At 29.4% G+C, this 18,801-nt stretch carries 23 protein-coding genes; 21 read left to right on the top strand and 2 right to left on the bottom strand.

All coding sequences use genetic code 11. From position 1 onward, the window contains the following. The first annotated feature begins 304 nt into the window (after window positions 1-304). From ACRCYC_RS05535 to ACRCYC_RS05440, 20 genes are all read left to right on the top strand, one after another. Entirely contained in the window at window positions 305-532 is a 228-nt protein-coding gene (locus ACRCYC_RS05535) for an AtpZ/AtpI family protein (RefSeq protein WP_346947836.1), read from the top strand. 4 nt (window positions 533-536) lie between these two features. Beyond that, complete coding sequence (locus tag ACRCYC_RS05530; protein ID WP_346947835.1) at window positions 537-926, top strand: ATP synthase subunit I; 390 nt, start codon at window positions 537-539, stop codon at window positions 924-926. Between the two features lie 2 nt (window positions 927-928). Beyond that, complete coding sequence (gene atpB / locus ACRCYC_RS05525; RefSeq protein WP_438618107.1) at window positions 929-1,630, top strand: F0F1 ATP synthase subunit A; 702 nt, start codon at window positions 929-931, stop codon at window positions 1,628-1,630. 57 nt (window positions 1,631-1,687) lie between these two features. After that, complete coding sequence (gene atpE / locus ACRCYC_RS05520) at window positions 1,688-1,942, top strand: ATP synthase F0 subunit C (protein ID WP_438618106.1); 255 nt, start codon at window positions 1,688-1,690, stop codon at window positions 1,940-1,942. 87 nt (window positions 1,943-2,029) lie between these two features. Continuing rightward, window positions 2,030-2,533: a F0F1 ATP synthase subunit B gene (gene atpF / locus ACRCYC_RS05515; protein WP_346947832.1), complete on the top strand. Its 504-nt coding sequence runs from the start codon at window positions 2,030-2,032 to the stop codon at window positions 2,531-2,533. Then, window positions 2,530-3,072 (top strand): F0F1 ATP synthase subunit delta, encoded by a 543-nt coding sequence (locus ACRCYC_RS05510; RefSeq protein WP_438618105.1) that lies wholly within the window; start codon window positions 2,530-2,532, stop codon window positions 3,070-3,072. The genes atpF and ACRCYC_RS05510 overlap by 4 nt, the downstream gene beginning before the upstream one ends. 15 nt (window positions 3,073-3,087) lie before the next feature. Then, entirely contained in the window at window positions 3,088-4,590 is a 1,503-nt protein-coding gene (gene atpA, locus ACRCYC_RS05505) for a F0F1 ATP synthase subunit alpha (protein WP_438618103.1), read from the top strand. 27 nt (window positions 4,591-4,617) lie between these two features. Further along, window positions 4,618-5,475, top strand: a complete 858-nt coding sequence (atpG, locus tag ACRCYC_RS05500; protein WP_438618102.1) for an ATP synthase F1 subunit gamma — start codon at window positions 4,618-4,620, stop codon at window positions 5,473-5,475. Window positions 5,476-5,491: 16 nt separating this feature from the next. After that, window positions 5,492-6,886 carry a F0F1 ATP synthase subunit beta gene (atpD, locus tag ACRCYC_RS05495; protein WP_438618101.1) on the top strand — a complete coding sequence of 465 codons (1,395 nt, stop codon included), beginning with the start codon at window positions 5,492-5,494 and terminating at the stop codon, window positions 6,884-6,886. A gap of 2 nt (window positions 6,887-6,888) precedes the next feature. Next, window positions 6,889-7,149 carry an ATP synthase F1 subunit epsilon gene (gene atpC / locus ACRCYC_RS05490; RefSeq protein WP_438618100.1) on the top strand — a complete coding sequence of 87 codons (261 nt, stop codon included), beginning with the start codon at window positions 6,889-6,891 and terminating at the stop codon, window positions 7,147-7,149. Between the two features lie 202 nt (window positions 7,150-7,351). Continuing rightward, window positions 7,352-7,732 (top strand): holo-ACP synthase, encoded by a 381-nt coding sequence (gene acpS / locus ACRCYC_RS05485; protein ID WP_438618099.1) that lies wholly within the window; start codon window positions 7,352-7,354, stop codon window positions 7,730-7,732. Window positions 7,733-7,737: 5 nt separating this feature from the next. Next, entirely contained in the window at window positions 7,738-8,199 is a 462-nt protein-coding gene (locus tag ACRCYC_RS05480; RefSeq protein WP_438618098.1) for a CBS domain-containing protein, read from the top strand. Window positions 8,200-8,224: 25 nt separating this feature from the next. Further along, entirely contained in the window at window positions 8,225-8,815 is a 591-nt protein-coding gene (gerS, locus tag ACRCYC_RS05475; RefSeq protein WP_438618097.1) for a germination lipoprotein GerS, read from the top strand. Window positions 8,816-8,828: 13 nt separating this feature from the next. Then, a complete protein-coding gene (gene alr, locus ACRCYC_RS05470; protein WP_438618096.1) occupies window positions 8,829-9,992 on the top strand; it encodes an alanine racemase in 1,164 nt (387 codons plus the stop codon). Between the two features lie 30 nt (window positions 9,993-10,022). Then, entirely contained in the window at window positions 10,023-10,307 is a 285-nt protein-coding gene (locus ACRCYC_RS05465) for an antitoxin (protein WP_438618095.1), read from the top strand. Next, window positions 10,297-10,662, top strand: a complete 366-nt coding sequence (locus tag ACRCYC_RS05460) for a type II toxin-antitoxin system PemK/MazF family toxin (protein ID WP_438618094.1) — start codon at window positions 10,297-10,299, stop codon at window positions 10,660-10,662. Before ACRCYC_RS05465 ends, ACRCYC_RS05460 begins: the two co-directional genes overlap by 11 nt. A gap of 164 nt (window positions 10,663-10,826) precedes the next feature. Continuing rightward, window positions 10,827-11,654 carry a transketolase gene (locus ACRCYC_RS05455; RefSeq protein WP_438618093.1) on the top strand — a complete coding sequence of 276 codons (828 nt, stop codon included), beginning with the start codon at window positions 10,827-10,829 and terminating at the stop codon, window positions 11,652-11,654. Then, window positions 11,647-12,579, top strand: coding sequence for a transketolase family protein (locus ACRCYC_RS05450; protein WP_438618092.1), 933 nt, complete (start codon window positions 11,647-11,649; stop codon window positions 12,577-12,579). Before ACRCYC_RS05455 ends, ACRCYC_RS05450 begins: the two co-directional genes overlap by 8 nt. Window positions 12,580-12,727: 148 nt before the next feature. Beyond that, on the top strand, window positions 12,728-13,144 hold the full coding sequence (locus ACRCYC_RS05445; RefSeq protein WP_438618091.1) for a hypothetical protein: 417 nt from the start codon (window positions 12,728-12,730) through the stop codon (window positions 13,142-13,144). Between the two features lie 136 nt (window positions 13,145-13,280). After that, window positions 13,281-15,662 carry a Lon protease family protein gene (locus ACRCYC_RS05440; protein WP_438618090.1) on the top strand — a complete coding sequence of 794 codons (2,382 nt, stop codon included), beginning with the start codon at window positions 13,281-13,283 and terminating at the stop codon, window positions 15,660-15,662. A 67-nt stretch (window positions 15,663-15,729) separates the two neighbouring features. On the opposite strand, the gene ACRCYC_RS05435 is transcribed toward ACRCYC_RS05440, so the two are convergent. Continuing rightward, the gene (locus ACRCYC_RS05435; protein ID WP_438618089.1) at window positions 15,730-16,293 is read right to left on the bottom strand and encodes a 5-formyltetrahydrofolate cyclo-ligase; all 564 of its coding nucleotides are present in this window, start codon (window positions 16,291-16,293) and stop codon (window positions 15,730-15,732) included. A gap of 161 nt (window positions 16,294-16,454) precedes the next feature. On the opposite strand from ACRCYC_RS05435, the gene ACRCYC_RS05430 reads away from it, so the two are divergent. Beyond that, window positions 16,455-17,576, top strand: a complete 1,122-nt coding sequence (locus tag ACRCYC_RS05430; protein WP_438618088.1) for a S41 family peptidase — start codon at window positions 16,455-16,457, stop codon at window positions 17,574-17,576. 58 nt (window positions 17,577-17,634) lie between these two features. Here ACRCYC_RS05430 and ACRCYC_RS05425 read toward each other — a convergent pair whose 3' ends face one another. Continuing rightward, on the bottom strand, window positions 17,635-18,510 hold the full coding sequence (locus ACRCYC_RS05425) for an aldose 1-epimerase family protein (RefSeq protein ID WP_438618086.1): 876 nt from the start codon (window positions 18,508-18,510) through the stop codon (window positions 17,635-17,637). Window positions 18,511-18,801: the final 291 nt, after the last annotated feature.

Genomic DNA, 18,801 nt, shown 5'->3' with positions numbered 1-18,801 from the left:
AATACTAATATAATGAAGATTATATTTAATATGAGTCAACTTAAATTTAGTTTGAAATTAAAATTTCCAAATTGAAAAATTTTGAATAATTAAAAAATAATTATTCAAAATTTACACAAAATAGAAAAAACAGAAATTTTAAAATCTATATTAGGTATTGATAAAAGTTTTTAAAAGAAATATAATAATAAAATATAATTTAGAATTAAAATATTCATATTTCAAACAAAAAATATTTAGAGGCATATTAACAGTTTATTTAAACCAAATAAAAAACAAACCATGACGGTGAGGGATGCTATTTATGGATAAAAGTAAAAAATATATGCAGGCTCTTAGCATGCTTTCTTTAGTAAGCCAAGTTGGCCTAATGATAGTAATACCTATCTTAGGTTGTGCTTTTTTAGGAAAGTACTTAGATGATAAATTTGGAACAAGCCCGTTTTTATTGTTAATATTTTTATTATTAGGCATAGGCGGAGCTTTTAGTGGAGTTTATAAAACACTTATTGTATATACTAAAAGGAAGTGATTAAATGAATAATACTTTAGAAAAACAAGTACGAGACGTAATAAAAGGTGTAGTCATAATTGATTTAATCGCAGCAATTCTAATTATTTTTTTATCAAGCTCTGCAAAGGAAATGCTTACAGGTCTTTTGTTTGGAACGATAATAGCTATATTGAACTTTAAGTTATTAGCTATATCACTTCAAAAGTCAGTAACATATCCTCCTACTAAGGCTCAAATCTACTCAACGAGTAGGTACATAATAAGAATGTTTATAGTGGGTGTGGTTTTATTTGTTTCGGCAAAGTCACCACATATAAATATTATTGGAACTACCATAGGCTTATTGAGCACTAAGTTTTCTATATTAGGCAAAACAGTAGTAATAGATAAACTTAAAAGAAAGGAGGCGTAATTATGCAACAAGCTAAATTTATACTTTACATGGGTAATTTTAAATTAAGTGATACAGTTATAACAAGTTGGATAATATTAGCAGGTCTTGCTTTAGCATCTTACTTATTAACTAGAAACTTAAAGAAAGTTCCAACTAGTAAAGTACAAGTATTTTTAGAATTTGTAATAGGTGGATTTGATAAATTTGTAAAAGATACTATGGGTCCAACTGCAATAAAAGAACTACCTTTTATGGTGCCGTATCTAGGAAGTTTATTCTTATTCTTTGCAGTATCAAACCTTATAGGACTGTTAGGATTTAGATCACCTACAACAGACTTAGACACTACACTAGCATGGGCATTAATAACATTCTTTATGATTTATTATGCAGGTGTAAAGAAAAAAGGTATAGGAATGTTCAAGGAATTACTTGAGCCAATACCATTTTTATTACCACTTAATATAATAGGTGAATTAGCAAAACCTATATCATTAAGTTTCCGTCCATTTGGTAATATATTAGGAGGATCTGTTATAATGGCGCTGTTATATGAATTCTTAGGATTTGTATCAACATCATTAACAGGTATAAATATACCTTTTGGACAATTAATAATACCAGTACCACTACATTTATACTTTGATATATTTGCAGGTTTATTACAGGCATTCATATTCATAATGCTTACAATGGTATTTGTATCAAATGCTACAGAGTAGTTGATATGTAACATAAAAAAATAATAAAATTATTTAAATTTTAAGGAGGAAACAATCATGGAAATGGCTATATTATTAGCAGGTTCAGCTATAGGAGCAGGTATCGCAGTTGCAACAGGTATAGGTGCAGGAATAGGACAAGGATTCGCTGCAGGTAAAGCTGCTGAGGCAGTAGGTAATCAACCAGAAGCGAAAGGTGAAATAACTCAAACAATGTTACTAGGAGCTGCAGTTGCAGAGTCTTCAGCAATATATGGTTTAGTTGTAGCTATAATACTTCTATTCGCTAATCCATTCACTTCAAAATTATAAGAAAATTAAAGTATAAGTCATCATAACTAGGAGGTGGGTAACCATCTCCTAATTACGAATTGTGATTAGTAGAAAGGAGGAATAAGGATGTTTGAATTAAAACCACTAATTGGAGTAACATATGAATTATTATTCCAATTAATAAATACATTCTTAGTGTTTGTTATTTTAAAGAAACTTCTATTTAAACCTGTTTTAGGAATAATAGAAGCTAGAAATAAAGATATTCAAACTAACTTAGCTCAAGGAGAGAAAACTAAATCTGAGGGTGAAAAGTTCAAAAAAGAATATGAAGAGAAATTAAGTTCTGCTAAAGATCAAGGACAAGAAATAATAAAGCAAGCTACTTTAAGAGCAGAGCAAAAATCAGAAGAAATAATATCTACAGCTAAAAATGAAGCTACAAGCATAAAAGAAAAAGCTAATAAAGATATAGTACAAGAAAGACAAAAAGTTATGAATGAAGTTAAAGATGATATATCTTCAATAGCTTTACTTGCAGCATCGAAGGTTATAGAAAGTGACCTAGATAAGTCTAAGCATGAAAAGCTAATAAATGACTTTATAAAAGAGGTAGGCGAAGCTCAATGATAAATATAATTGCTAGTAGATACGCTGAAGCCTTATTCCAAGTTGGAGAAGAGTCTAACTCAACTGAAAAGCTATATAATGAGCTAAAGGCTGTAGTAGATATAATAAAAGAAAACACAGAGTTTTCCAATATATTAAAATCTCCTATTGTTTCAAAGGAAGATAAGAAAACTTTACTATCTAATATATTTGGAGCTCAAATAGATAAAGAAATGTTAAATTTCATGAAAATATTAGCAGACAAAGATAGATTATCTTTTCTAGCTAGTATACAAGAAGCTTTTAAAGCTTTATTAAACAAGAAAAATAATATCTTAGAAGGAATTGCTATAACAGCAGTTTCTATGAAAGAAGATGAAGTTAAAGCGCTTCAGGCTAAGCTTTCAACTAAGTACAATAAAACAGTTATTCTAAAAAATGAAGTAGATGAGTCTATACTAGGCGGAGTTTTAGTTAGACTTGGAAACGAAGAGATAGATGGAACAGTTAAGAATCGTTTAGATAAGATGAAGGAACAACTATCTCAAGTAATATCTTAGGAGGGCGGTGAACCCATGAATTTAAGACCAGAAGAAATAAGTGCTATAATAAAAGAGCAAATAAAAAGCTACGAAAATAAAGTAGAGTTAACAGATACAGGAAGTGTTTTAAAAGTTGGGGACGGTATAGCTAGTGTTTACGGATTAGAAAAAGCTATGGCTGGAGAATTATTAGAGTTCCCAGGAAAAATATACGGAATGGCTCTTAACCTTGAAGAAGAAATGGTTGGGGCAGTTATATTAGGAGATGACTCTGGAATAAAAGAGGGAGACATCGTAAAAAGAACTGGTAATATAGTTCAAGTTCCAGTTGGAGATGCTATGATAGGTAGAGTTGTAAACTCACTAGGGCAACCAGTTGATGGAAAAGGACCTATAAATACTGATAAATTCAGACCAGTTGAATCAGAAGCTACTGGAATAATGGCTAGAAAATCAGTTCATGAGCCATTACAAACAGGAATAAAAGCTATCGATGCCATGATACCAATAGGTAAAGGACAAAGAGAGCTTGTTATAGGTGATAGACAAACAGGAAAAACATCTATATGTATAGATACAATACTTAACCAAAAAGGTAAAGATGTTATATGTATATATGTTGCAATAGGACAAAAACGTTCAACTGTTGCACAAGTTGTTAATACATTAGAAAAGAACGATGCTATGGATTATACAATAGTAGTATCTGCTACAGCATCTGAATCTGCACCACTTCAATTCTTAGCACCATATGCTGGAGTTACAATGGGTGAAGAATTCATGTTCAATGGAAAGCACGTATTAATAGTATATGATGACTTAACTAAGCATGCTGTTGCATACAGAGAGATGTCATTATTACTTAAGAGACCACCAGGTCGTGAGGCTTATCCTGGAGACGTATTCTATTTACACTCTAGATTATTAGAAAGAGCTGCTAAGCTATCAGATGAATTAGGAGCGGGTTCTATAACTGCATTACCTATAATAGAAACTCAAGGTGGAGACGTTTCTGCTTATATACCAACTAACGTTATATCTATAACAGATGGTCAGATATACCTTGTACCAGAATTATTCTACGCAGGAATAAGACCTGCAGTTGACCCTGGTATATCAGTTTCAAGGGTTGGAGGTTCAGCTCAGATAAAATCAATGAAGAAAGTTTCTGGACCATTAAAGCTTCTTTATTCTCAATATAAAGAGCTTGCAGCATTCTCTCAATTCGGATCTGATTTAGATGAAGATACTAAGAAGAGACTTGCTCAAGGGGAAAGAATAGTTGAAGTTCTTAAGCAAGGTGAACATCAACCGATGAATGTTGAAAATCAAGCAATGATTATATATGCTGTTGTAAATAACTTATTAGCAGATATACCTGTAAACAATATAAGAAGATTTGAATCTGAATTAATGGAATTCATAGATGCGAATTATCCACAAATAGGAGAAAAAATTCTTGCGAATGGAGACTTCTCTCAAGAATTAACAAACGCTATAAACGATTTCAAAAAGAAATTTGTTATAGAAGCGTAATCCTTTTTAAAAAAGGAGGTAACCCAATTGGCAGGAGCTGGAATGAAAGAAATCAAAGTTCGTATTGCTAGTGTTGAAAATACAAAGCAAATAACTAAGGCTATGGAATTAGTTTCTTCTTCTAAGTTTAGAAGAGCTAAAGAAAAAGCTGAAAGTTGTAAGCCATATTTTAACACTTTACAAGAAGCTGTTCAAAATATAGCTAAAAATACGAGTGGAGTTAAAAGTGAATTTCTCAAAGAAAGAGAAGTTAAAAATAAATGTTTCATAGTTATAGCTGGAGATAGAGGACTAGCAGGTGGATACAATTCAAATGTTTTTAAAACTTTAATTGCAGAATCTAAAGGTTTTTCAAATTCTAAAGTTATAACTGTAGGAAAAAAGGCAAGAGAATTTGTTAGCAAAAGAGATTTTGACTTAATAGAATCAATTGGTTCTGTTGAAGATGCTAACTACGAAGATATAATGAAAATATCAAAAATTATAATGGATTCTTTCCAAAATGGTGAAATAGATGAAGTAAAATTAATATATACAGAGTTTGTTTCTGCATTAAGTCAAGAACCAAGAGTATCAAGACTATTACCAATAGCTATAGATAATACTCAAAAAGAAAAGAAGAGTGGAGCTGCAGTACAGTACCTACCTTCTGCAGACGCTGTACTTGGTTTCATAGTTCCTAAATATGTTTCTGGAAGCATATATGGAGGTATAGCTGAATCTTATGCTTCTGAGCAAGCAGCAAGAAGAACAGCGATGGAATCAGCAACAGATAATGCTAACGAAATGATATCTAATTTAGAGTTACAATATAATAGAGCAAGACAAGCTGCAGTTACTCAAGAAATATCTGAGATAGTTGCAGGAGCTTCTTCAGCTCAATAAATAAGGAGGTTAGGACATGGCAAACATAGGTAAAATAGTTCAGGTTATCGGGCCAGTAGTTGACGTAAAGTTCAATGATGAAAAAAGCTTACCTAATCTATTAAATGCATTAGAGATAAAGCACGGAGATAAGAAAATAGTTATAGAAGTTGCGCAACACGTAGGTGATGATACAGTTAGATGTATATCAATGAGTTCAACGGATGGACTTGTAAGAGGTATGGAAGTTGTTGATACAGGTGCAGCTATAAGTGTACCAGTAGGAAACGAAACTTTAGGAAGAATATTCAATGTATTAGGTGAACCAGTTGATGGTAAGGCAGCTCCAAAAGATGCTCCTAAAAGCCCTATACATAGACAAGCTCCTGCTTTTGATGAATTAAAGCCAGGTGTTGAAATATTAGAAACTGGTATAAAAGTAGTTGACTTACTAGCACCATATCTAAAAGGTGGTAAAATCGGTTTATTCGGTGGAGCCGGAGTTGGTAAAACAGTTCTTATACAAGAGCTTATAAACAATATAGCTACTCAACATGGTGGTATATCAGTATTCGCAGGTGTTGGAGAGAGAACAAGAGAAGGTAATGACCTTTATGCAGAAATGACTGAGTCTGGAGTTATAAAGAAAACAGCTTTAGTATTCGGACAAATGAATGAGCCACCTGGAGCAAGAATGAGAGTTGCTTTAACTGGTCTTACAATGGCTGAACACTTTAGAGATCAAGAAGGACAAGACGTTTTATTATTCGTAGATAATATATTCCGTTTCACTCAAGCAGGATCTGAGGTTTCAGCACTTCTTGGACGTACTCCATCAGCAGTTGGATACCAACCAACATTAGCTACAGAGATGGGTAGATTACAAGAGAGAATAACATCTACAAATAAAGGGTCTATAACATCAGTTCAGGCTGTATATGTACCTGCCGATGACTTAACTGACCCAGCACCAGCTACAACATTCACACACTTAGATGCAAAAACAGTTTTATCTAGACAAAAAGCTTCTCTAGGTATATTCCCAGCTGTTGACCCATTAGAGTCTACATCTAGAGTACTTGATCCAGCTGTAGTTGGAAAAGAGCATTATGAGGTTGCTATATCAGTTCAATCTATGCTTCAAAAATATAAAGAACTTCAAGATATAATCGCTATACTTGGTATGGATGAATTATCTGATGAAGATAAAGTTACAGTTAACAGAGCTAGAAAGATAGAGAGATTCTTATCTCAACCTTTCACTGTTGCTGAGCAATTTACAGGATTTGCAGGTAAGTATGTACCTGTTAAAGAAACTGTAAGAAGTTTCAAAGAAATATTAGAAGGTAAGCATGATAACTTACCAGAATCAGCATTCTTATTCGTAGGAAGCATAGAAGAGGCAGTTGAAAAAGCGAAGGAGAGTAGATAATAATGGCAAGTGAATTTGCGGTTAAAATTGTTACTCCTGAAAAAATCTTCTATGAAGGTCAAACAGAAATGATAATAGTTAGAACTACTGAAGGAGATAGGGGTATATTAAAAAACCATAGACCTTTAGTTTCAGGATTATCAGATGGGACTTTACGTATAAAAAAAGAAGGCAAATATAAAGATGCAAAAATATCTGGAGGATTCATACAAGTTGAAAAAGAGCAAGCTGTTATTTTAACTGAATCTGCAGAGTGGTTATAAAAAAAGACTAGAGATTATCTCTAGTCTTTTTTTGCATTTTAAATACCACTAGAAAGCAAAAAATATATTATTGTGGAACTGTTAAATAAAATAATTATGTAATAGTATTGTATTATACATATAATTTAATCTATTTAAATGGACTGAATATATTTAGGGATTCGTAACAAAATAATACTATGGTGAGACTTTGGAGGTATATATGAATATATTTGGTATCGGAATTGATATAGTAGAGATATATAGAATAAAAGATATAGTAGAGAAAAATAATAGGTTTACAGAAAAAATTTTTACAGAAAATGAAAGAAAGTATTTTGAAAGTAAAAATTTTAGGGTAGAAACTATAGCAGGGAACTTTGCAGCGAAAGAAGCAATAAGCAAGGCCTTTGGAACAGGAATAAGAAATTTTGAATTTAAAGATATAGAAGTAATTAGAGATGAAAAAGGAAAACCTATAGTTAAAACTTATAATAATTTAAAAGAAATGTGCATAGATTATAATGTTTTAGAAATAAAAGTATCCATATCTCATAGTAAAAATTATGCAGTGGCAAATGCTATTGTAATGGTTAAGGAGTGATATAAATGAAAACTAAACAAGCAAAAGATATAATGACTTCAAACGTGAAAGTAGCAAAAGAAGAAGACACTATAAAGGATATTGCTAATATTCTAATAACAGAAAAAATAGGTGGTGTTCCTGTAGTAGATGAAGATAATAAAGTTGTTGGAATTATTTCAGAAACAGATATAATGAAAAAAGAAAAATATATAAATCCTCCAGAATATATAACATTTTTACAAGGAATTATATGTCTTGATGATTTTAAAAAGATGGAACATGATATAAAGGATATAGCAGCTATAAAAGTAAAAGATTTGATGTCTAAAGAGGTTGTAAAAGTACATGAAGATGATACTTTTGATGATGTAGCAAATATAATGATAAAAAAATCTGTAAATAGAGTTCCAGTAGTAGATAAAGATAATAGAATTAAAGGAATTATTTGTAGATACGATATAATAAAATCTATGTATGAAAATTAGATTGTAGTAGTTTAGGAGGTGCTGTGTGAGATATAAGTGGACTATAATTATAGCTATAATTCTCGTTTTAACTTCTGTTGTAATAGGTTGTGAAAAACACAAGGCCACCAAAGAAGAAGCATACAAAGAATTTCAAGATAAAATATCTAAGATGGAATACTACAAATGCATAGCAGATGTAGAGGTTTTAGGTAATAAAAGTTCACAAAAATATTCGCTAGTACATGAGTATAATGGTTCTGGAAATTTTAAGTTGAAAGTTATAGAACCTAAGCATTTAAAGGGAAAAACTATAGAATATCAACAAAATAAGATAATTGTCACTAATCCAGATATAAAAGATAAACTGGTTATTCCTAATGTAGGAGAAGATAGTCAGCATTTATTCATAGGAGATTTTATAAAAAATTATCTGCAAGGGGAAGATGTAGAGATTGAGATGAAGGATGGATATTTAATACTTACAGTATCTATACCAGGAAACACTAAATATTTTAGTAAGCAGATACTTTATGTAGATTCTAAAAAAAATTATCCTGCTAAATTAGAAATAGTGGATCAAGAGGGGAATAATCGATTTATAGTTAATTATTCTAATTTTGAATACAAAAAATAGCAAGGAGACAAAAATGAATACAAGTATAACAGTTCCTACATGGGCGGAGATAAATCTAGATAATGTAAAATATAACTTAAAAAATATAAAAAAAATATTAAAAGAAGATACTAAAATTTGTGGAGTAGTTAAGGCTAATGCATATGGGCATGGAGCAGTGCAAATATCAAAACTATTAGAAAGAGAAAAGGTAGATTATTTAGCAGTAGCTAGATTGGAAGAGGGCTTAGAACTTAGACAAAATAATATAACCATCCCTATATTATGTTTAGGTTATATACCAGAATGTTCTTTGAAAGAAGCGGTAAAAAGTGATATAAGTTTAACTGTATTTTCATATGAAACTGCTTTATTCATAAATGAATTATCAAAGAAGGAAAATAAAATAGCTAAAATTCATATAAAAATAGATACAGGAATGGGTAGAATTGGATTAAAAGTTAATGATGATTCTATAAGTGAAATAATAAAAATAAATCAACTTAGAAATATATCTATAGAGGGAATATATACTCACTTTGCTACTGCAGATGAAAAAGACAAGGCGTATACTTACAATCAAATATATAAATATAATATAGTGATCAAAAAATTAGATGAACTAGGCATTAATATTCCAATTAAACATGTCTCAAATAGTGCAGCTATTATGGAATGTAATGACTTAAACTTCAATATGGTTAGGTGTGGAATCATACTGTATGGGCATTATCCTTCTGATGAAGTAAATAAAGATATAGTTAAAATTAAGCCAGTTATGACATTGAAAACAAGAATATCTCATATAAAAGAGTTGGAAAAAGACATGGGGATAAGTTATGGGCTTAAATATAAAACTAAATCAAATGAAAAAATAGCTACAATACCTATTGGATATGCAGATGGATTTACTAGAATGCAGAAAAATCCTAAAGTATATATAAAAGGTATGGAGTTTGATGTTGTCGGAAGGATATGCATGGATCAATGTATGGTAAAAATAGATAAAGAAATAGACATAAAAGTTGAAGATGAGGTTATAATATTTTCTGAGAGCGAAAATCAATGTATAGAAAAAATAGCTGAAGATTTAGGAACAATAAACTATGAAATTTTATGCATGATTTCGAGAAGAGTTGAACGTGTTTATATGGAAAGAAATGCAATTGTACAACAATATAATTATTTGGTAAAATAAAGATGATGGTATACCCTAGGAGGCGATTTTGTGCGCAATATTAGTAAGGAAAAAATTGTATTTACTTTACCTGATTCTCTAATTTCTGAAGTAGATCACATAGTTCAAATAGAGAATACTAATAGAGAAGATTTTGCAAAAGCTGCTTTTCAATTCTACATTACTCAAAAGAAAAAATTTGACCTAAAAGAGTCCATGATAAAAGGGTATAAAGAAATGGGTCAAATAAATTTAACTTTAGCCGAGCTAGGAATGACAAATGAGGTATCTTCTGAGGATGACCTTGAAGGGATTATAGCTCAAGGTGAGTTCTAACAATTTAGATATAAAGCGCGGATATTTATATTATGCAGATTTAAGTCCTGTAGTTGGGTCCGAACAAGGCGGTATAAGACCTGTACTTATTATCCAAAACGATATTGGGAATAAGTATAGCCCAACGGTTATTGTAGCGGCTATAACGTCGCAAATAAACAAGGCTAAATTACCAACTCATATAGAGATAAGCTCTAATGAGTATGGGCTTAATAAAGATTCCGTTATTCTCTTAGAACAAATAAGAACGATAGATAAAAAAAGATTGAGAGAAAAAATAGGTTATCTAGATGAATGTATGATGGAAAAAGTAAATAATAGTTTACAAATAAGTTTAGGACTATTTCAAATTTGATTAAATTATTGATATATGATGTACGTATATCGATAATTTTTTTTGCATTTTTAAGCAAAAAAAATGCAAAAAGTGATATAATAATATGGAATTGATATGGTACACTTACAAAGTACATAATATAGAGGCAGTAGTTTTACTCATAAATATAAGGAGGCAATTACATGAGAGACCATAAAGTATTAAATGGAATTACACGTAACATAAGAAAAGATATAGTTACTATGATACATGGTTCTAAGTCTGGACATCCTGGAGGGTCGTTATCTGCAGTTGAGATATTAACAGCACTTTATTTTGATGAAATGAACGTAGATCCTAGAAATACAAAAAAAGAAGATAGAGATAGATTTGTACTATCAAAAGGACATGCGGCTCCAGTTTTATATGCAACTTTAGCACAAAAAGGTTACTTTGATAAAAGCGAGTTAAATTCACTAAGAAAAATAGGGGCTATGTTACAAGGGCATCCAGACATGAAAGGAACTCCTGGAGTTGAGATGTCTACTGGTTCTTTAGGACAAGGTTTTTCTATAGCTAGTGGGATGGCTATGGCATCTAAATTAGATAATGCACCATGGAGAGTATATACTTTACTTGGAGATGGAGAAGTTCAAGAAGGTATTGTTTGGGAAGCAGCAATGAGTGCGGCACATTATAAATTAGACAATTTAGTAGCATTTTTAGATTATAACGGATTACAAATAGATGGTGAAGTAGAGAAAGTTATGAATATAGGACCTATAGGTGCTAAATTTAAAAGTTTTGGATGGAATGTTATAGAAATAGATGGACATGATTTTGATCAAATATTTGCAGCTCTTGATATGGCTAAAGAGACAGTAGGAAAGCCTACTATTATAATAGCTAAGACTGTAAAAGGTAAAGGTGTATCATTTATGGAGAATAATGCTTCTTGGCATGGAACTGCTCCAAGTGATAGTGATTTAGAAAAAGCTTTAGCTGAATTAGGAGGTGCAGATAATGAGTAATATAGCAACTAGAGAAGCATATGGAAAAGCCCTAGTAAAGTTAGGTCAAGTAAATGATAATGTGGTTGTTTTAGATGCAGATTTATCTAAATCTACAAAAACAAATGACTTTTTAAAAGCATTTCCTGATAGATTCTTTAATATGGGAATAGCAGAACAAAACTTAATAGGCGCTGCTTGTGGATTAGCTGCAGCAGGAAAAATACCTTTTGCAAGTAGTTTTGCAATGTTCGCAACAGGTAGAGCATTTGAAGTAATAAGAAACTCTGCATGTTATCCTAAATTAAATGTAAAAGTATGTGCTACACATGCAGGAATAACAGTTGGTGAAGATGGCGGATCTCATCAAAGTGTTGAAGATATAGCTATAATGAGAGCTATACCTAATATGACTGTTATAGTGCCAGCTGATGGAGTAGAAACTGAGCAAGTTATATTTGAAGTAGCTAAATATAATGGACCTGTATATGTGAGACTTGGAAGATCAGCAGTTCCAACTATAAACAATGAAAATTATAAGTTTGAAATAGGCAAAGGAGTAGTTGTTAGAGAAGGAAATGATGCTACTATAATTGCTTGTGGAATAATGGTTAATGAAGCTATAATGGCACATGAAGAATTAAAAGCTGAAGGTATAAATGTAAGAGTTATAAATATGCCTACAATAAAACCTATAGATTCAGAATTAATAATAACTGCAGCTAAAGAAACTAAAGCTATTATTACAGCTGAAGAACATAGTATTATAGGAGGACTTGGATCAGCGGTTAGTGAAGTTGTTAGTGAAGAGTGTCCTGTTATAGTGAAAAAAGTTGGAGTTAAAGATGTCTTTGGACAATCAGGAACTCCAAAAGAATTATTAAAAGCATATGGATTAACAGCTGAAGAATTAGTTAAGAGTGTTAAAGAAGTTATAGCTAAATAATAAAATATATATTTAATATAATGAAAAGCCATAAAATTATAAGTATCTTTTACTAGAGAACATAATATTTATGGCTTTTTTTATTTTTTAATAAAAATATTCTATATTAAAAAAAATAACATATATTTTATTATATGGGGGTGATAAATTGAAAATTAAGTTTAATATTAAAGGTGTAATCTATGGAATTGTAGCTTTAATCCTTGTTTTAGGTGGATTTATTTTTATACCTAAAATATTTATGGATAAATCGAAGCCTATAGATTATGTAATGTTACCTAAAAATGAAATACCAGAAAAAATATTGGATATAATGGGTAAATATACAGATGAAGAAAGAGCTTTAGCTATAAAAATTGATAATAAAATATATGTTGTTGTAACTAGAGGTAAAGATAAAGAACATGGAATAGAAATGAGTTCTATAAAAATGGCTAAAGAAGAAGATAAAAAAGTTATGAAGGTAGATGTTGTACATAAAAATAAGGAAGAGGCCCATCCATACATAGTAGTAGAAACTAATATGAAGGATTTGCCAGATAGAATTGAATTAAATTCAAAATAAAAATTTAAAGTTGTATCTCTATAAACTATTTAAATATTATTGAGGTACAGCTTTTTTAATTACTTAAATATAAATTACATTATTTGAATTATATAGGTAAAACTAAATATTAAAATAATGTATATGAGGTGAATAAATGTTTAATTTAGATAAATTTAAGTTAGATACTACTAAATTGAAATACAGTTTTAACCTAGATGATATAAACTTTAATTCAACAGAAGAAATAGAACCGATAAGAGAAATAATAGGGCAACAAAGAGCTGTTCAAGCTTTGGAATTTGGATTGAAAATGAAGCAAAAAGGATATAACATATATGCTGCTGGGTGTAGTGGAACAGGTAGGAATAGTTATACTAATATGCTTATAAATAAAATAAAAAAAAATAACATAAATATAAAAGATTGGGTTTATGTTTATAATTTTAAAAATCAAAATGAACCAATAGCTTTATCTTTTAAATGTGGACAAGGGAAAATATTTAAAAAAGATATAGAAGAGATAATAGATAAACTGAAAAATGAAGTACCTAAAATATTTAGTGCAAAAGAATATGAATATCATAATCGCTTATTGATGACAGAACTTGAAAATAGCATACAAAATATAATAGATAAGTTGAACAAGCTAGCTATGCCGAGAGGATTTAAATTTGAAGTAACAGAAAGAGGTTTAATAAGCATACCGATAAAGGAAGATGGTAATATTTTAGGTGAAGAAGAAATTGGAAAATTAACACCAAAAGAAATAAAATTATTAAGAGAAGAAGGAATTAATTTAAATCAAGACAGTAAAGAATATATAAATGAAATAAAAATGTGTGAAGAGTTATATAAAGAAAAATTAGATGAATTAGATAGAAATGTAGGTAAGAGTCTTGTTGGATTTTATGAAGCTTATCTTTTAGAAAAATATGTAGAAGATGAAAAAGTAAAAACTTATATAAGTGATTTGAGTGATGATGTAGTTAAGAATATAAGTAAATTTAAAACTGTAGGAGAGGAAAGTACTCAAAATCCTATGGCATTACTTGGACTAATGGGTCCTAAAAATGATTCGAAATTTTTTTCAAGATATGAGATCAATTTATTAATTGATAATAGTGATTGTAAAGAAGGTATGGTAATAAATGAAAGTAATCCAACTTATTATAACTTAACAGGAGCGGTAGATTATAAAAATGAAATTGGATCGCTTACTACAAGTTTTATGGAAATTAAACCTGGATCACTACATAAGGCTAATGGAGGTTTTATAATAATTAATGCAAAAGATTTAATATCTAGCCCATTTTCATGGGAATGCCTAAAAAGATCTTTAAAAACTGAAAAAATAAGCATTGAGTCTTTAAATAAGCAGTATGGACATTTGGTTACATCAACTTTAAAACCAGAGCCTATAGATTTAGATATTAAAGTGGTTTTAATTGGAGATAATTATATATATAATTTATTGTATTCTTATGATGAGGACTTTAGAAATTTATTTAAGATAATGGCAGATTTTGATTTAGATATGAATCGAGATGATGAAAACATATATAAAACTATAAAATTGGTAGCAAATCAATGTAGAGAACATAAATTAAAACCTTTTGATAAAAAAGCTATGGAAAAGATATTGGAGTATAGTACTAGACTTAGTGATGATCAAGAAAAGTTAACGGCTAGATTCAATAAAATTGTAGATTTAATATATGAATCTGATGCGATAAGTGACTCAAATTCTAAGATTATAAATAAATATGATGTAGAAAAAGCTATAATTCAAAAAAATTATAGAAATAACAAATATGAAGAAAAACTAAATGAAATGTTTAAAGATGGAACTTTACTAATAGATATAGATGGATATAAGATTGGACAAATTAATGGTCTAGCAGTTATGGGCAATGGAGAATATAGTTTCGGAAAACCATCTAAAATAACGGCATCGACATATAAGGCGAGAAATGGAATTATAAATATTGAAAGAGAAATAAAGAAAAGTGGAAGTATACATGATAAAGGTGTGTTAATACTTTCTGGATATTTAGGAGAAAAATATGGGAAGGAAAAACCATTATCAATAACTACATCTATAACTTTTGAACAAAATTATTCGGGGGTTGATGGAGATAGTGCATCAAGTACTGAATTATATGCAATAATATCTAGTATAGCTAATATACCTATAAAACAATGTATAGCTGTAACTGGATCAGTGAGTCAAAAAGGAGAAATACAACCTATTGGTGGTATAAATGAAAAAATAGAAGGTTTTTTTGATGTTTGTAAAATAAAAGGGTTAACAGGTAGACAAGGTGTAATGATGCCTATACAGAATGTAAAAAATTTAATGTTAAAAGATGAAGTTGTAGATGCTGTAACACAAGGAATGTTTAGTATATATGCAATAGCTACTATAGAAGAAGGATTAGGAATACTTACAGATATGGATATTGAGGAAATTGATAAAAAAGTAAATGATCAATTGGAGTTATATAGAAAACACGATGATGAAAAAGAAAGTAAATAATAAATAAATAATAAAATAGAGTGAATGTGATTTTTACTCTATTTTATTATTTAAAAATACAAGAATTCTACTTGATTATTCTTTTTTCTGTTACAACATAGTTTAATTTAGCATCGTGGCTTTCTATTGGAATAGAATCAAAAACTTGAAATTCAAAAGCTAGTCCTATGGTTATTGAATCTTTTCGTAGTTTTTCAATGAATCTATCATAAAAACCACCACCATATCCTAATCTATATTTATTAACATCAAATGCAACAGCTGGTACTATTAAAATATCTATGGAATCTATAGGAGTTACTCTTATGAATTGCTCTTTTGGTTCACGAATACCGTAAGATCCTAACTGAAGTTCTAACTCTAGATTTTTAATTTCAGAAGGAATTAAAACTTTAGTAGATTGCACGGTTATAGGTATTAATACTTTTTTACCTAAAGATATTAATATATTTGCTAGGTGACTAGTCTGTACTTCGTTATTGAAATCTAAATAAATCATAATTGTAGATGCTTTTTCAAAATTTTTTAGGGTTAAGAGTGTATTGATTATTTCTTTAGAAGCTTCATTTATAAAGTTAGGGGATTTGTTTTTTCTAAGTTCTATAATTTTTTTTCTAAAATCATTTTTCATTGAAAATCACTCCTATTCGGTATGGTATAATATGTTATATTGTTATCTAATAAGAAGTTTAATACTATGATGAGAACATAGCAACAAAAAGGCTTGTAGTAATAAAAAAAATACTAAAACATATACTGGTAGAGTATATTATGTAAAAGGAGATGCAATTAATGATATCTAAAAAAAGAGTCATAATCTATTCTATTGTACTTATTATTGCAACAGCTTTAATAACATCTCAAGTTGTTGGATTTAAGTATAAAGAGTACGATAAAATTATAGGTTTGAAAAGATCTATAGATAAAGATTTTTATAAACAAACTAAAGATGAAGAATTAACAACAGGAGCCTTGAAGGGTATGTTTGAGAGTTTAGATGATCCATACTCTCAATATTATACTAAGAAGGAATTTGAAAAGCTTAAAGAACAAACATCGGGTACTTATGTTGGTATTGGAGTAGTTATAAGTCCTGTAGAAGGTGATGATTTAATAACAATAGTATCTCCAATAAAAGGATCTCCAGCTGAAAAAAGTGGTATAAAACCAGGAGATAAAATATTAAAAGTTAATGGGAAAGCTGTTAATTCAAAAGATATGGATAAAGCAATGAGCTTGATAAAAGGAAAAGCAGGAACGGATGTTAAGCTTGATATAAAAAGAGGAGAAGAAATATTAGATATAAATGTTAAAAGAGAAGAGATAGTTATGCAAACTATAGATTCTAAAGTTTTGGAAAATGATATAGGATATATAAAAATAGCTTCTTTTGATGAACATACATATGATGATTTTAAAAAGGCTTTAGATGGATTAAACAAAAAAGGTATAAAGGGCTTAATTATAGATGTGAGAGATAATCCTGGAGGATTGTTAAACATATGTGAAGATATAGCTGATGAAATATTACCTGAAGGAGATACTATAGTATCTGTTAAAGATAATAGTGATAAAGCTGAATATCTTAAATCTGATAATAATAGAGAATTAAATATACCTATAGCTATTCTTACGAATGAGGGGAGTGCGTCAGCATCTGAAATTCTTACAGGGGCTATAGTTGATAATGAAAAAGGAGTATCTATAGGAACTACTACTTTTGGTAAAGGATTAGTTCAAACTGTAAGAGGATTAAATGACGGAACTGGATATAAACTTACTACAGCTCAATATTATACTCCAGATGGAGACTATATAAACGGTAAGGGAATTAAACCTAATATAGAAGAAAAAGATGAAAATAAACAATTAGATGTAGCTATAAAATGGGTAAATGAACAAATAAATAAATAAAGTTAAGGGTATGAATTAAAGTTATAGATAAGATAAACTTTAGTTCATACCCTTTTATTTAAATATTGATTTTTATTTCATAAGAAGCTTCGAAAATTTCGTTTTTATTTAATTTATTTATACCTAGTTTAGATGTATATTTTTTATTGCTGTCGACTGAGTCTGCTATTCCGTACCAAGGTTCTACACATATAAATGGAGCTATTGAGTTTGTTTCTTTGTAATAAGGAGACCATATACCTACAAAAGGAAAATTATTAAATTTAAGGTCAATAGAAGTACTACTATTTTTTGAACATATAGACACTGAATCTACATTATCATATATAAGGGCATCATTTGCGAATAAATCGGTACTTAAACTCATATCAGTTAAATTATTTATGTTTGATTTACTAGATACATATGGTCCATCTAATGTATATGAACTAACAGGCTTACTTGATTTGAATTTTAAATAATAATTATCAACTGTATCTATATTATTAAAGGGAACGTTGAATGCAGGATGACCACCAATTGAAAAGTACATTTCTGAATCGGTTTTATTTATAACTGTCCAATTGATATGTATAGATGAATTTTCAATAGTATACTTGATTAACAACTCGAAGTCATATGGATAATAATTTTTAGTTGTACCATCAGATTTTAATTTATATGTTAAAGAATTAGAATCTGAATTTATCAAATTGAAATTCATATCTCTAGCAAATCCATGTTGATTCATATTATATAAAGTATTGTTTATATAAGTTTCGTTATCTTTAAGTCTACCAACTATAGGGAATAGTATAGGTGAGTGTCTAGCCCAATATTTATTATTAGCATTCCATAAAAATTCTTGATTGGTAGATTTTGAGTATATTCTTGTTAATTCTGCTCCATGACTTTTTGTTTCAATAATTAAGTTATTATTTTCTAATTTATTCATTTGAAAGCACTCCTATCGTAAAATATAATTAATATGTATGGTTACGTTTTCATTATATTATAAAAAATAAATAAATAAAAATAAAATAAAAATTAAAAAACTATTGACGGCATAGAAATTAAGTGATAAAGTATAACTTGTAAGAAAGACAAACAAGAACTTTGAAAATTAAACAGTAGGTTAATTATAAAAATTCTTTTTAAAAGAATTAAACACAAACAACCAAGCCAGATATTCAGATAATGATTAGCTGAGCGATGGACAACTTTTTAAATTATATTTGAGAGTTTG

Source organism: Paraclostridium sp. (assembly GCF_051657365.1).
GTDB lineage: Bacteria > Bacillota > Clostridia > Peptostreptococcales > Peptostreptococcaceae > Paraclostridium.
This window is presented reverse-complemented; position numbering and strand designations above follow the sequence as displayed.

What these genes read in the sequence shown, in the direction of transcription:
- ACRCYC_RS05535 (WP_346947836.1), top strand. Translation starts at nt 305, where the DNA reads ATGGATAAAAGTAAAAAATATATGCAGGCTCTTAGCATGCTTTCTTTA.
- ACRCYC_RS05530 (WP_346947835.1), top strand. Translation starts at nt 537, where the DNA reads ATGAATAATACTTTAGAAAAACAAGTACGAGACGTAATAAAAGGTGTA.
- atpB (WP_438618107.1), top strand. Translation starts at nt 929, where the DNA reads ATGCAACAAGCTAAATTTATACTTTACATGGGTAATTTTAAATTAAGT.
- atpE (WP_438618106.1), top strand. Translation starts at nt 1,688, where the DNA reads ATGGAAATGGCTATATTATTAGCAGGTTCAGCTATAGGAGCAGGTATC.
- atpF (WP_346947832.1), top strand. Translation starts at nt 2,030, where the DNA reads ATGTTTGAATTAAAACCACTAATTGGAGTAACATATGAATTATTATTC.
- ACRCYC_RS05510 (WP_438618105.1), top strand. Translation starts at nt 2,530, where the DNA reads ATGATAAATATAATTGCTAGTAGATACGCTGAAGCCTTATTCCAAGTT.
- atpA (WP_438618103.1), top strand. Translation starts at nt 3,088, where the DNA reads ATGAATTTAAGACCAGAAGAAATAAGTGCTATAATAAAAGAGCAAATA.
- atpD (WP_438618101.1), top strand. Translation starts at nt 5,492, where the DNA reads ATGGCAAACATAGGTAAAATAGTTCAGGTTATCGGGCCAGTAGTTGAC.
- atpC (WP_438618100.1), top strand. Translation starts at nt 6,889, where the DNA reads ATGGCAAGTGAATTTGCGGTTAAAATTGTTACTCCTGAAAAAATCTTC.
- acpS (WP_438618099.1), top strand. Translation starts at nt 7,352, where the DNA reads ATGAATATATTTGGTATCGGAATTGATATAGTAGAGATATATAGAATA.
- ACRCYC_RS05480 (WP_438618098.1), top strand. Translation starts at nt 7,738, where the DNA reads ATGAAAACTAAACAAGCAAAAGATATAATGACTTCAAACGTGAAAGTA.
- alr (WP_438618096.1), top strand. Translation starts at nt 8,829, where the DNA reads ATGAATACAAGTATAACAGTTCCTACATGGGCGGAGATAAATCTAGAT.
- ACRCYC_RS05455 (WP_438618093.1), top strand. Translation starts at nt 10,827, where the DNA reads ATGAGAGACCATAAAGTATTAAATGGAATTACACGTAACATAAGAAAA.
- ACRCYC_RS05450 (WP_438618092.1), top strand. Translation starts at nt 11,647, where the DNA reads ATGAGTAATATAGCAACTAGAGAAGCATATGGAAAAGCCCTAGTAAAG.
- ACRCYC_RS05440 (WP_438618090.1), top strand. Translation starts at nt 13,281, where the DNA reads ATGTTTAATTTAGATAAATTTAAGTTAGATACTACTAAATTGAAATAC.
- ACRCYC_RS05435 (WP_438618089.1), bottom strand. Translation starts at nt 16,293, where the DNA reads ATGAAAAATGATTTTAGAAAAAAAATTATAGAACTTAGAAAAAACAAA.
- ACRCYC_RS05430 (WP_438618088.1), top strand. Translation starts at nt 16,455, where the DNA reads ATGATATCTAAAAAAAGAGTCATAATCTATTCTATTGTACTTATTATT.
- ACRCYC_RS05425 (WP_438618086.1), bottom strand. Translation starts at nt 18,510, where the DNA reads ATGAATAAATTAGAAAATAATAACTTAATTATTGAAACAAAAAGTCAT.